At 34.4% G+C, this 14,140-nt stretch carries 12 protein-coding genes and 1 pseudogene; 12 read left to right on the forward strand and 1 reads right to left on the reverse strand.

Going from position 1 to position 14,140, the window contains the following annotated elements; all coding sequences use genetic code 11:
* Positions 1 to 281: 281 nt before the first annotated feature.
* Complete coding sequence (locus ACSULM_RS08355) at positions 282 to 662, reverse strand: CHAP domain-containing protein (protein WP_436862040.1); 381 nt, start codon at positions 660 to 662, stop codon at positions 282 to 284.
* 300 nt (positions 663 to 962) lie between these two features.
* Here ACSULM_RS08355 and nhaC point away from each other — a divergent pair, with 300 nt between their 5' ends.
* The 12 genes and pseudogenes from nhaC to ACSULM_RS08415 all read left to right on the forward strand — a co-directional run bounded on the left by nhaC (position 963) and on the right by ACSULM_RS08415 (position 13,940).
* A complete protein-coding gene (gene nhaC, locus ACSULM_RS08360; RefSeq protein ID WP_436862042.1) occupies positions 963 to 2,471 on the forward strand; it encodes a Na+/H+ antiporter NhaC in 1,509 nt (502 codons plus the stop codon).
* A gap of 288 nt (positions 2,472 to 2,759) precedes the next feature.
* Entirely contained in the window at positions 2,760 to 2,846 is an 87-nt protein-coding gene (locus ACSULM_RS08365) for a type I toxin-antitoxin system Fst family toxin (protein ID WP_436862137.1), read from the forward strand.
* A gap of 285 nt (positions 2,847 to 3,131) precedes the next feature.
* A complete protein-coding gene (gene cidR, locus ACSULM_RS08370) occupies positions 3,132 to 4,007 on the forward strand; it encodes a cidABC operon transcriptional activator CidR (protein WP_436862044.1) in 876 nt (291 codons plus the stop codon).
* A 268-nt stretch (positions 4,008 to 4,275) separates the two neighbouring features.
* Positions 4,276 to 4,662 (forward strand): CidA/LrgA family protein, encoded by a 387-nt coding sequence (locus ACSULM_RS08375; protein ID WP_436862046.1) that lies wholly within the window; start codon positions 4,276 to 4,278, stop codon positions 4,660 to 4,662.
* Positions 4,663 to 5,349: pseudogene (locus ACSULM_RS08380) on the forward strand (LrgB family protein).
* A gap of 77 nt (positions 5,350 to 5,426) precedes the next feature.
* The gene (locus ACSULM_RS08385; protein ID WP_436854391.1) at positions 5,427 to 7,169 is read left to right on the forward strand and encodes a pyruvate oxidase; all 1,743 of its coding nucleotides are present in this window, start codon (positions 5,427 to 5,429) and stop codon (positions 7,167 to 7,169) included.
* Between the two features lie 421 nt (positions 7,170 to 7,590).
* Entirely contained in the window at positions 7,591 to 8,985 is a 1,395-nt protein-coding gene (locus ACSULM_RS08390) for a YfcC family protein (RefSeq protein WP_436862048.1), read from the forward strand.
* Between the two features lie 228 nt (positions 8,986 to 9,213).
* A complete protein-coding gene (gene ptsG / locus ACSULM_RS08395) occupies positions 9,214 to 11,247 on the forward strand; it encodes a glucose-specific PTS transporter subunit IIBC (protein WP_436862050.1) in 2,034 nt (677 codons plus the stop codon).
* Positions 11,248 to 11,403: 156 nt separating this feature from the next.
* Positions 11,404 to 11,958: a GNAT family N-acetyltransferase gene (locus ACSULM_RS08400; RefSeq protein ID WP_436862052.1), complete on the forward strand. Its 555-nt coding sequence runs from the start codon at positions 11,404 to 11,406 to the stop codon at positions 11,956 to 11,958.
* Positions 11,959 to 12,003: 45 nt separating this feature from the next.
* On the forward strand, positions 12,004 to 12,987 hold the full coding sequence (locus tag ACSULM_RS08405) for a D-cysteine desulfhydrase family protein (protein ID WP_436862054.1): 984 nt from the start codon (positions 12,004 to 12,006) through the stop codon (positions 12,985 to 12,987).
* A 72-nt stretch (positions 12,988 to 13,059) separates the two neighbouring features.
* Positions 13,060 to 13,470, forward strand: coding sequence for an acyl-CoA thioesterase (locus ACSULM_RS08410; protein ID WP_436862056.1), 411 nt, complete (start codon positions 13,060 to 13,062; stop codon positions 13,468 to 13,470).
* Positions 13,471 to 13,610: 140 nt separating this feature from the next.
* Complete coding sequence (locus ACSULM_RS08415; protein ID WP_436862058.1) at positions 13,611 to 13,940, forward strand: thioredoxin family protein; 330 nt, start codon at positions 13,611 to 13,613, stop codon at positions 13,938 to 13,940.
* Positions 13,941 to 14,140: the final 200 nt, after the last annotated feature.

The raw sequence follows: 14,140 nt of genomic DNA on the forward strand, positions 1-14,140 counted from the left end.
CATAAAAAATACATCAAGCAACAAAAACGAGTTGCTTGATGTATCGAAATATATTTATTTTTTATAGACCAACCGTTATTGACAAAGAGCCATGATTTTAATATCGGTAGTGATTTATGCCGACTCCTTCGGGAATAGCACTAGCCGAAGACTACAGGCTAAGGCAGTGCCCGCGGAAAGCGTGCATAAAAAAACTGCCACCAAAGTCGGAGACTTTGTCGACAGTCTGGAAGAAGGAGTAATCTCCTTCTTATTGAAACCATTTATTAATCTGCTTTTGATTAGTAGATATAGTTGTATTTTGCAGCAGCTGATTTGCTTAATACTCTTGTTCCGAATGCTAAAGGACGATTATAATTGTATTCTGCAACTTTGATACTTCCGTTTTTATAAACTGTGCTAACATAAGCGACATGACCATAAGTTCCTGCAGTTGACTGCATGACTGCGCGTTTTGCTGGTTTTCTCCCAACGCGATAACCACTTTTCTTAGCATTACTATACCAAGTTTTAGCGTTGCCCCAGCCATTTGGTACAGGTTTGCCCACGCTTGCTCTCTTTTTAAATACATACCAAGTGCATTGATTTTTCGTATAATAATTTATCGCAGCTTCTGTCGTATGACTTTGTTGCATTGTCTCAAATGATAAAGTGCCTGTCATTAGAATCGTAGTGGCAAGAAGTATCGTGGTCAATCTTTTTTTAATATTCATACATATCCCCAAACATTTTTTATTGATGTGTTTATCATAAAATGTAAATGATAAAAGTACAATAAAGTATACAATTAATACAACTAACTTTAATAAGTATGAAATATATGCCATACAATTGTAATTTGACATGTAAAATAATGATTTACTAACAAGTGAAATAATATAGTATTGGCTAATTATATAATTACAATATAAAAATAAAATTAAAAATCAAAGCAACTATTGAAAGCGCTATCATTTTTCAGTATGATTTTATTAACAGAGGAGGTGGCTATTATTTTTAAACACAAATTTAAAAACAATAGTAGTGAAAGCAAAGTAAAAAGAAAATTGGGATTTAGCTCAGCATTCTTTACATTGGCTACAATGATTATAGCGATGCTTTTTACAGTAGCTGTGTTAGAAAAAGAACCACATATTCCATTGCTTATCGGCACGGCTGTCGCAATACTTGTGACTATGTTACACGGTTATAAGTTTAGTGAAGTTGAAGAAATGATGTATAAGGGGATACGACATGCTTTACCAGCAATCGTAATCATCATTTTGGTGGGATTAGTTATTGGATCGTGGATAGGAAGTGGCGTTGTTGCGACGATGATTTATTATGGTCTGCAATTAATTGATCCACGTTATTTCTTAGCTGTTGTAATTATTTTATGTGGCATTGTAGCCTTAGCAATCGGAAGTAGTTGGTCTACAATGGCTACAGTTGGTGTAGCATCAATGGGTATTGGTATTAGTATGGGCATATCTCCTGGCATGGTTGCAGGTGCTGTAATTTGTGGGTCTTATTTTGGAGATAAGATGAGTCCATTATCTGATACGACGAATCTTGCTGCAGGATTAACAGGCGTAAATTTGTTTGAACATATCAAGCATATGTTTTATACAACTATTCCAGCGCTCATCATTTCGCTTATCGCTTTTTTCATTATCGGTCAACGTTATGGCGCTCAGCATTTTGATGCAAAAAATATCAACGCTATTCTTAATACGATGCAAGATAACTTTCTCATTACACCATGGCTATTGCTAATTCCACTCATTGTTATTGTGCTTGTTGTCGTAAAAGTTCCAGCTATACCAGCCATTTGTGTGGGGATTGTATTAGGTTTTTTTGCGCAAATCTTCATACAAGGTGGAAGCCTTACCGAAGCATTAACAGCCTTACAAACAGGTTATACAATCGATTCAGGTAATAAACTTGTTGATGAATTATTTAATCGTGGTGGTTTAGAATCAATGTTCTACACGATTTCTCTGACATTAGTAGCAATGACGTTTGGAGGCGTTTTAGAATATTCTGGAATGTTGAATGCGTTAATTTCTATCGTCTTAAAAGTGGCCAAGTCAACTGGTTCATTAATCGCATCTGTTATTGTGTCCTGCATTGGGACAAATTTCACTTGTTCAGAACAATACATATCCATCATTGTACCATCACGCATGTATATCAATACATTTAAAGAGAAACAACTTCATCCTAAGAATTTGTCTAGAGCTTTAGAAGATGGAGGTACTTTAACTTCGGTCTTTGTACCATGGAATACATGTGGGGTATTTATTGCATCAACGTTAGGCGTTTCTGTTATCGAATATGCGCCGTTCGCTATATTAAATTATACTGTACCAATTATTTCTATTATATTTGGATATATTGGATTCAAAATTATAAAATTAAGTGAACAGCATACTGAAGTGAATGGCGAAACAAATAATCAATCGCAATCTAAAGATACAAATCTAGCCTGAAATCTACTATTTCCAAACTAGATTATAATATATATTAATTTGATAATATCCGTTCTCTCATTTCACATATTAGATGGATTTTGAGAACGGATATTGTAGTTTAACGAGATGAAAACAAAATTTATTAGCATATAAGAAGGCGTAAATTTAATATTTGCAGTATTATTTGTCTATATTTTAACACCTTATCTGCATTGCATTTGAAGCATGATTAGGTTGATATAATTATAGCGTCGCCTATCTCTCAGGCGTCAAATTGACTGAGAGAGGAGGTGTATTATGATGCTTATGTGTTTTGTGCACATATTAATGACAGTCATAAGTGGCTGTATTATCACGTATTTTTCTTATTGGCTTAATAAACGTGATAAATAATGCATAGGTGACAAAAGCCACACCTTAAAAACCCCCTTACTATAGCCGTAGTAAGGGGGTTGGTGTATTATTGCTTATGTGTTTTGTTACAAGTATTATATCATCAGCTTAAAGCAAAATGCAAATATATATTTGTATGGGCACTATCAATGATACTGAATAGATTTTCACTTAATAGCCTGTGAATTTGCAGGGGATATCAGTTGCTTAGCACTTATATTGAAATATTGAAATTTCTACGTATACTAAATGTTAAAAAGAAGCAGTTTATTAAGGAGTAGATACATGGACATTAAACATATGAAGTACTTTGTAGCTGTTGTAGACCAAAACGGTATGACAAATGCTTCGAAACATTTATATATTGCCCAACCAACGATAAGTAAAGCAATCAAAGACTTAGAAGATACTTTAAATATGCCCTTATTTGATCGGAGTAAGCGACAACTTGTATTAACAGACGCTGGATCAGTTTTTTATAGAAAATGCAAAGAGATTTTAACGCTTTACAATGATTTGCCTAAAGAAATAAACAGTCTGTTAGGACTAGAAACAGGACATATAAGTATTGGCTTATCTGCGGTTATGAACATGAATAAGTTTATTCAGATATTAGGTGAGTTTCATCAGAAATATCCGAATGTTACATACAACCTTGTTGAGAATGGCGGGAAAATGATTGAGACACAGTTAATCAATGATGAAATTGATATTGGCATCACAACTTTACCCGTGGACCAAACGATTTTCCATTCCATCACGCTCTATCAAGAGGATTTAAAATTAGTGTTAAATAAAGAGCATCATCTTGCGAACATAGAAAAAATTGATATGAGTATGTTAAAGGATGAAGATTTTATACTTTTTAATGAAGATTTTTATTTGAATGATAAAATTATTGAAGCGGCGAAGAATGCTGGTTATCTCCCAAATACGGTTTCTAAGATTTCACAGTGGAACTTTATTGAAAATTTATTGAATGCACATCTAGGAGTCAGTATATTGCCTGAGAATATCGTTAATTTATTGGATAGCCATTTTGTACATAAAAAACTAGAAGACCCTGGCATGCGATGGGAACTAGGTGTTGTGTGGAAACGTGACAAATATTTAAGTCATGCAACGAGGCAGTGGATAGATTTCATGAAACAACGATTATAACCTATACATAAACGCGTAAATCATTGATTAGATTAAAGTGTGATCGAAGAGTCTGAGACAAAAATAGATGTCTCGGGCTTTTTATATAGAAGAAATATTTTAGCCGGTTATTACTATAGAAAAAGGTAATGCCATAAATCGCTTTCATTCAAAAAAGTAATGAGTGCTATTGAAAATCAATATTTTTATTATAGGATATACCGTCTTATACTTAAGTATATAGTTAATCAAGCAATTAATAAGTAAATGCATATAAGGATGATGTATATTGCAAATGTCAAAGAAGTTGATACAAATATTATTTCAAATATTAATGATTATGGGGATTACGTATATAGGCAACGTGATTCAAACTTTCTTTCATATACCAATTGCGGGAAGTATTGTAGGCTTAATTGTATTCTTCCTGCTCTTACAATTTAAGGTTATTCCAGCTAAATGGGTCAGTGAGGGTTCAAATTTTTTCTTAGCAACGATGGTCTTCTTCTTTGTCCCATCTGTAGTAGGAATTATGGATGTCGTTCCTGAAATTAATTTAAACTTCATTCTCTTTTTTACAATGATCATATTAGGTACGTGTTGTGTGTCACTTATTTCTGGTTTTATAGCTGAAAAAATGGTTAAAACTGCACGATACGGGAATGGACAAGATTAGATGCTACTTTTAAAAACTATTTTTATGATTTTGTTAACGATACTGATGTTTATCGGTGCAAAGAAGCTTCAAGCAAGATTTAAGAGTCCTTTTTTAAATCCAGCACTGATTGCTTCGATTGGGATTGTATGTGTACTACTATTACTTAGGGTAGATTACCAATCATAGATGGTTGGAGGAAAATGGATTCATTATTTGTTAAATTGTACCGTTGTTTGTTTAGCATTTCCGCTTTATCAAAATCGACATAAAATATTGCAGAATGCACGCATCATTTTTAGCAGTGTGTTGACTGCAGTGATGTTAAATTTTATATTTGTCTACTGTATATTAAAACTATTTGGTTATTCAAAAGAAGTCATTGTAACAATGTTGCCAAGGTCCATGACAGCTGCTGTTGGTATTGAAGTATCAAAGCAACTTGGTGGTATAGATTCTATTACCGTCATGTTTATTATTACAACAGGTTTAATTGGTAGTATTTTAGGAACGTATTTACTAAGAATAGGTAGATTTAATACGTCGATAGCAAAAGGCATGGCATATGGCAATGCATCACATGCTTTTGGCACGGCCCAAGCCTTAGAAATAGATTTAGAATCCGGAGCATTTAGTTCAATTGGTATGATTTTAACAGCAGTGTTAAGCTCAATCATTTTACCGATACTCATCCTATTTTTATATTAAAAATGCATATATTTGATGTTATTAAGAATAGAAAGAGAATTAAATTTAAATGAAAAACTGAAGGGAGTATTTTCATAATGGCAAAAATTAAAGCAAACGAAGCATTAGTAAAAGCATTACAAGCGTGGGATATTGATCACTTATATGGTATTCCAGGTGACTCAATCGACGCAGTTGTTGATAGTTTAAGAACTGTAAGAGATGAGGTTGAATTTGTGCATGTACGCCATGAAGAAGTGGCTAGTTTAGCAGCAGCAAGCTATACTAAATTAACAGGTAAGATTGGAGTTGCATTAAGTATCGGAGGTCCTGGTGTTGTGCATTTACTTAATGGTATGTATGACGCTAAATTAGATAATGTACCCCAACTTATCTTGGCTGGACAAACAGATAGCACCGCATTAGGAACTAAAGCGTTCCAAGAAACAGATATTAGTAAAATGGTAGACGACGTTGCAGTATACAATCGTCAAATCACAGAAAATGATAAAGATGTATTTGGGATTGTAAATGAAGCTATTCGCACGGCTTACCAGAAAAAAGGTGTCGCAGTCTTAATTCTGCCAAATAATTTATTAACAAATAAAGTGAAAGACACAACAAATACGCCAGTTGATACAGCACCACCTGCACGAGTAGCACCAAAACCTCGTAGTATCAAAAAGGCAACGAAATTAATCAATAAAAGTAAACGTCCAGTTATGTTAATTGGTACAGGTGCGAAACATGCTAAAGATGAAGTACGTGAATTTATCGAAGCGGTTAAAATTCCGTCAATCATAACGTTACCTGCAAAAGGTATACTCGCTGATGCGCACCCGTACAATTTAGGGAATTTAGGTAAAATTGGTACCAAAGTGTCTTATCAAACAATGCAAGATGCAGATTTATTAATTATGGTTGGTACAAATTATCCATATGTTGATTATTTACCTAAGAAAAATATTAAAGCCATTCAAATAGATACAAACCCAGACAATATCGGACACCGTTTCAATGTAAATGTAGGTATTATTGGTGATAGTAAATATGCGTTACAACAATTAACAGATTCTGTAAAACATATTAAAAATCGCGATTTCTTAAATAAAACACTCGAAAGAAAAGCAACTTGGGATTCATGGATGGCAAAAGATATGGCCGATGAAAGTTCACCAATTCGTCCAGAACGTTTAATGGATGCAATCAACAAAGTGAGAACAGATGACGCAATCTTTTCTATCGACGTAGGTACATCAACGGTTTGGTCTACACGTTATTTAAATTTAACAGTGAACAATAAATTTATTGTGTCTAGTTGGTTAGGTACAATGGGTTGTGCCTTGCCTGGTGCAATTGCCGCGAAACGTGCTTATCCAAATCGTCAAGTTGTTGGTATTGCAGGTGACGGTGCATTCCAAATGGTTATGCAAGATTTTGCTACGGCGGTACAATATGACTTACCTATGACGATTTTTGTATTAAATAATGAACAATTGTCATTTATTAAATATGAACAACAAGCTGCTGGGGAATTAGAGTATGCTATCGACTTCACAGATATGGATTTAGCTAAATTTGCTGAAAGTTGTGGTGGCGTTGGTTACACATTAAAAGATCCAAGCAACATTGACGAAGTCGTTGCTGATGCGATGGCTCAAGACAGACCAACAATTGTTAATGTTTATGTAGATCCTAATGCAGCACCATTACCAGGTAAAATTGTTAAAGATGAAGCAATCAATTATGGTAAATGGGCATTTAGATCCATTACTGAAGATAAAAAATTAGACCTAGACGAACTGCCACCAATGTCAACAGCAGTTAAACGTTTCTTCTAATATATTGTCTAGTTCAAATAGATAAATACAGAACTAAAGTTTTTGCATAAGCGCAGCTAAACTTCATAAATGAAGTTTAGCTGCGCTTTATATTTATAGTTTTTTAATACAGTTTGTAATTTACTAATTGACAAAGAATCTGAAACACCTATTTATGTGCTAGACTTAATTCTTTACTTAATCTGTTTCTAGTATTAAAAACACAAAAATAAGTCGTGTTATCGTATGTGATCAATACATATAACTTTCATCACTCATGCATTGTAGATATTTTTATCTCTTGGGTATTGATTTAATATTTGGTTGTGGAATAATAGAAAGTATGAATTGTCAGATAATTGTGTTAAATATAACTAAATTGATATTTTTTGTATTTCACAAGTTAAAAAATAGGATGTCATTGGGAGAGGTTGTTTTAAGCATGGTCAAAAATTTTTTGAAGGATAAACGTTTAAAAACACCACATACGTATGCACTTTTGTTATGTATTATCATATTTGCGAGTATTCTCACTTATTTAATTCCAGCGGGAACATTTTCAAGAGAGAAAAAAGATGGGCAAACATTAGTTATACCTGGATCATATGAGCAGGTTCAACAACATGGCGTATCTTTCTTTGATATATTTCGCGCAATACCTGAAGGATTAATAAGTGGTGGGGAGATTGTTTTTTACATCTTTTTAGTAGGTGGCGCATTCGGTATTGTTCACAAGACCGGTGCTTTTGAGAATGGTGTAAATAAAGCAATGCAATCATTAGGTTCATATAAAGTACTGATGATTCCATTAACAATGACCATTTTTTCAATTTTAGGATTTTCTATTGGTTTAGCAGAAGAAACAATCATTTTTGTTCCTATTGGTATTATTATCGCACGTACATTGGGCTATGATGCGCTGACGGGTGCAGCAATGGTGATTCTTGGCGCAGCAAGTGGATTTATAGGTGGGATGTTGAATCCATTTACTGTAGGTGTTGCACAAACTGTAGCAGAATTGCCAATGTTTTCAGGATGGGGATTACGTTCAATTATATATATATTCATTTTAATAGCTGCCATTTCAACTGTTATGCTTTATGCACGCAAGGTTAAGCGTGATAAGTCGAAAAGTTATGTTTATGAATTGGAACAAAGCGAAGCTAAGTCTGAAACGCAATTAACACGTGCACGTTTTACAAAGCGACAAGCAATCGGATTAGGATTGATCGTCTTAGCGATTATACTCAACGTTTATGGTATATTCTCATTTGGTTGGTCATTTAATGAAATGAGTGCGAACTTTATATTTGCCGGACTACTTGCTGGTATGATTGGTGGTCTTGGTATTAACGGCACATTTGATGCCATGATTGATGGCATGAAAGATATCTTGTTTGGCGCAATGATTGTTGGATTTGCCAAAGGCATCATCGTTATTTTAGAAAATGGACAAGTGATCGATAGTATCGTTTATGGTATGACAACATTATTGGCAGGAGTGCCTTCATCATTAGTCATTATTGCGATGTTTATTCTGCAATTTATGTTGAATTTCTTTATTCCATCAGGGTCAGGTCAAGCATTAACAACAATGCCATTAATGGTACCTATTTCTGATTTATTAAATATTAATCGTCAAATTACAGTTCTCGCATTCCAATATGGTGATGCGATTAGTAACGTCTTATTCCCAACGTCTGCAATTTTAATGGGAGCATTAGCAGTAGGGAAAATCACTTATACACAGTGGTTGAAATTTGCATGGAAGATTATCTTACTTTGGGTCATAATTTGTTGCGTCGGTATGTCGATAGCTTTGATTGTAGGCTATTAGTTTAGAAAAATGTGACATGTTAAGATTTAAATTGTAAAAATAAAGACAAAAAAGTTATTGTGTATTCTATGAAAGCGTTATATAATATAAAAAAATAAATCGTCATTTTGCGTGTTACTGGTTAGGCAGGCATGAGCAAACGGAAGGCTATAGGGAATAGTCTGTTTGTTCATGCCTTTTTTGCGCACTTTTTGACGAAATTATTATTTATGAAGGGAAGAATTATATATGTTTAAAAAGCTTTTTGGACAGCTGCAACGTATTGGTAAAGCATTAATGCTTCCAGTAGCGATATTACCTGCAGCAGGTCTATTATTAGCAATTGGTACGGCCATACAAGGCGAAGCATTACAGCATTACTTACCATTTATACAAAATGGTGGTATTCAAAGCGTCGCACAAATGATGACAGGTGCAGGCGGGATTATCTTTGATAACTTGCCAATGATTTTTGCTTTGGGTGTTGCGATAGGCTTAGCGAGTGGTGATGGTGTTGCTGCGATAGCGGCATTTGTAGGTTACATCGTAATGAACAAAACGATGGGAGCAATCCTTCATGTGACACCAGACAATGTTAATGACGCAGCAAGTGGTTATGCGAGTGTTCTAGGTATCCCAACACTTCAAACAGGTGTGTTTGGTGGTATTATCATTGGTGCACTTGCGGCATGGTGTTATAACAAATTCTATAATATTTCATTACCGTCTTATTTAGGTTTCTTTGCGGGCAAACGATTTGTACCGATTATGATGGCAACAACGTCATTTATCTTAGCGTTTCCAATGGCTTGGATTTGGCCAACGATTCAAGATGGTTTAAATGCATTTAGTGAAGGTTTATTGGATTCGAATACAGGTCTAGCAGTATTTCTATTTGGATTTATCAAACGATTACTAATACCATTTGGATTGCACCATATATTCCACGCGCCATTTTGGTTTGAATTTGGTAGTTGGAAAAATGCAGCCGGTGAGATGATTCACGGTGACCAACGTATTTTCATTGAACAAATCCGTGAAGGAAGTAAATTAACGGCTGGTAAATTCATGCAAGGTGAATTCCCAGTTATGATGTTTGGTTTACCGGCAGCAGCGTTAGCGATCTATCATACTGCGAAACCGGAAAATAAAAAAGTTGTTGCAGGTTTAATGGGTTCAGCAGCGTTAACATCATTCTTAACAGGTATTACAGAACCATTAGAATTCTCGTTCTTATTTGTAGCACCATTATTATTCTTTGTACATGCAGTATTAGATGGCTTATCTTTCTTAATCTTATATTTACTAAATGTGCACTTAGGATATACGTTCTCAGGTGGATTTATTGATTATGTCTTACTAGGTGTACTACCGAATAAGACACAGTGGTGGTTAGTCATTCCTGTAGGTATTGTTTACGCACTGATTTACTATTTCGTTTTCAAATTCTTAATTTTAAAATTCAAATACAAAACGCCAGGACGTGAAGACAAGCAGGCACAATTTACCCAATCATCAGCGAGTGAATTACCTTTTAATGTCTTAGCAGCGATGGGCGGAGAAAGTAATATTAAACACTTAGACGCATGTATTACAAGATTGCGTGTAGAAGTAAACGATAAGAGCAAAGTTGATGTTGCAGGTCTGAAAGCGTTAGGTGCTTCAGGTGTGCTTGAAGTTGGTAATAACATGCAAGCAATCTTCGGACCTAAATCAGATCAAATTAAACATGATATGGCGCGCATTATCAAAGGCGAAATTACAAAGCCTAGCGAAACAACAGTTGAAGAAGTAGATAATAACGAAGCAGTTCATGTGGCAGAAATGGATGATATTAAAGTCTATGCACCAGGTAAGGGTCAAATTATTCCACTATCAGAAGTACCAGACCAAGTGTTTGCTCAAAAAATGATGGGTGATGGTGTTGGTTTTATTCCTGAAAATGGTAAAATCGTTGCTCCATTTGATGGAACAGTGAAAACAATATTCCCGACTAAACATGCGATTGGTTTAGAATCAGAGCAAGGCTTAGAGCTATTAATTCATATTGGAATTGATACAGTTAAGTTAAATGGTGAAGGTTTCGAAAGTTTCGTAAATACGGGAGATACCATTCACAAAGGTCAATTATTAATGCAAGTTGATTTAGATTATATTAAAGCAAACGCACCAAGTATCGTTACACCTTTAGTCGTGACGAATTTGGAAGACCGTACATTAGAAGTAGAAGATGTTAAAGATGTCAATACGGAACAACTAATTGCAACTGTGAAAGCACAGTAGTGTAATAAGTGTTTCAGATGAGGATGAGCAAATGATTTCGATTGAAATTTCGAAATGTTGCTTGTCCTCATTTTTAATTTTCGAATAAAAAGTTGAAAAATTCTGAAATTATAAATATCATAGGGGGTAACTATAAATAGAATCGAAGGTGAAAGTATGGATTATAGGCCATCAATTAATGTTATGCCAAACGTTACACTTGTACCACCTGAATTGGATATGGCTAGACCATTGCTAGAAACGATTAAGGCTAATTTGTCTCATTTATCTCCGTTTTTGGATTTTATTAAAGAAGATGTAACGATAGAAGACGAGCAAGCTTATTTGAAAATGATGATTCAGCAACATGCAGACAATAAAGCACGCTTGTTTTTAATTTATTATGAAGAGAAGTTAATTGGGACTATAGATTTACATAATATTCAAGCTACACATCAAAAAGCAGAAGTAGGATATTGGATTGCTGAAGGGTATACAGGCAAGCAAATTGTTACAACTTGCGTGAAATACTTATGCCATTATGCATTTGAAATTTTGTCATTGAATAAATTAACAATTATGGCAGATAAACGTAATCTTGCGAGCAATAAAGTAGCTGAAAAAATAGGATTCACATTTGTTGCGACAGACGTTGAAGATGTTTTCGATGGGGAACATTTTAGGGATATGAATCGATATGTTTTATTTAGGAAGGATTTTCTGAATAACTAATCATGAAGTCAATAATGGATGAAATTTATATAGAGGAGCGGCAATATGTTACAGAACAAACTAAATGTAGCGAATTTAAATACACCTATTCATAAATTGGAACAGTTGAGCCAAGCGTTAGGCAAATCAATCTATATTAAACGTGATGATTACACGGGAACAGAAATTTCTGGGAATAAAGTACGTAAGCTAGAATACACTATACAATATGTGTTAGATAATGGCTATGACACCGTCATTACGACAGGAGCAATCACGTCTAATCATGCGCGTGCAACTGCTGCGTTATGTGCGCAATATAATATTGAATGTCATTTGGTGTTGAGAGGGGAACTAGAGGCATACGAAGGTAATTTGTTCCTAGGTGCAATGTTAGGGGCACACTTACATGTGATTGAGCCAGAAGCATCTAGAGAGAAAGCGATGGAAGCATTGTATAAAACATTAGAATCACAAGGCAAGACCCCTTTCTCAATTCCGGTCGGTGCATCAGATTGGATTGGTACCCATGGTTATGTGCATGCCTTTGAAGAAATATTAAAGCAAGAAGAAGAATTAAATATTGCTTTCGATTCTATAAATGTTGCGGTAGGTTCAGGTGGTACTTATGCTGGGTTATGGTATGGCAATGAACAACATCAGACAACTAAACAAATAACGGGATACGCAGTCGATCAGAGTACCGATGCATTTCATAAGAAAGTCACCGAAATTATTCAGCAACTCGATGATTCTATAAGCGATTTTGATACTGTGCATATTAATGATGCGTATATCGGTTTAGGTTATGGACAAGCGACTGATGAGGAGCTACAGTTCTATATTGATATTGCACAATTAGAAGGTATTATATTAGACCCTACTTATACAGGAAAAGCTTTTAAAGGATTGGTAGAAGAAATTAAGGCAGGTCGGTATGATAATCAGGAATATATATTGTTCATTCATACAGGCGGGTTACAAGGATATACAGAAGAAACAAGGCGCCGTCTACAACGCATGTTGCCCGAAATTTCAGAAACAAAATAATGTTATATCATGTTCTAATAGCTTAAAATATAGTTGGTAATGAATATAAAAGTTTAAGGAGTTTAAAAAATTATGACTATAAGAAGGCTAGTGGCAGAACGAAATATCGAAGTGAATGGCTATGATATTGATGCGATGGGCATAGTGAGTAATATAGTATACATTAGATGGTTTGAAGATTTGCGTACGGATTTTATCAATAAATACATGTCATATTCAGATATGATGCATCAACATATTTCTCCGATATTGATGAAAACAGAAGCCGAATATCAAAATCCTGTTACAATACATGACCAACCTATTGGGCGATGTTACCTCGTGAAGGCAAGCAAATTACGATGGGAATTTGAGTTTGAAATTACATCTGCAGATAAAAAGCATTGCATAGGTAAACAAAGTGGTACATTTTTTGATTTGCAAAAACAAAAGGTTACGCGTTTACCAGATGTGTTCCAAAGCATATTAAATGATGAAATCTAATATTTGCTAGTCATAAGTCATGAATTTTTTATAATTTAATTAGTGATATAGCTAAATGATATATACTTAGTAGAAAAAGAAAAGATGCTGTCAAAATGATTTCTTAATGTTTAATCAAGGTCATAAAGGTGGTGTTCATAATGCAAAAAACAATGACGACAGTAGCAGATTTTTATGAATTCATTGAATCTAATAGACTTGTGGTGATACATGTTATGAGGGATCATTGTAGCGTTTGTCATGCGGTATTACCACAAATTGCAGGGCTAGTTGATGAATATCCCCAAATTCCATTAGGTGTGATTAATCAAAGTGACGTTGAAGCTATTGCAGGTGAATTATCTATATTCACTGTGCCAGTCGATTTGATTTTTATGGATGGAAAAGAAATGCATCGACAAGCGCGCTTTATCGATATGCAGCAGTTTGAACATCAGTTAGGTTTAATGTACCAAAGTTTATTGGATTAACACATATAGATATCTTAATAATTTTTGAATTTATAAGCAGCTGTCAAAATACATATGGTTTTGGCAGTTTTTTGATATAGAATTGAAATGAATAATCATAGGTAGCATAAAATGTAACCTTAGAGGCTAAATTTTGATTTTATATTGTGTTTGATTGAAATGTGGAAAATTTGATAAATAATGTCATAATTATTAAAAAT

Source organism: Staphylococcus caeli (assembly GCF_051413795.1).
GTDB lineage: Bacteria > Bacillota > Bacilli > Staphylococcales > Staphylococcaceae > Staphylococcus > Staphylococcus caeli_A.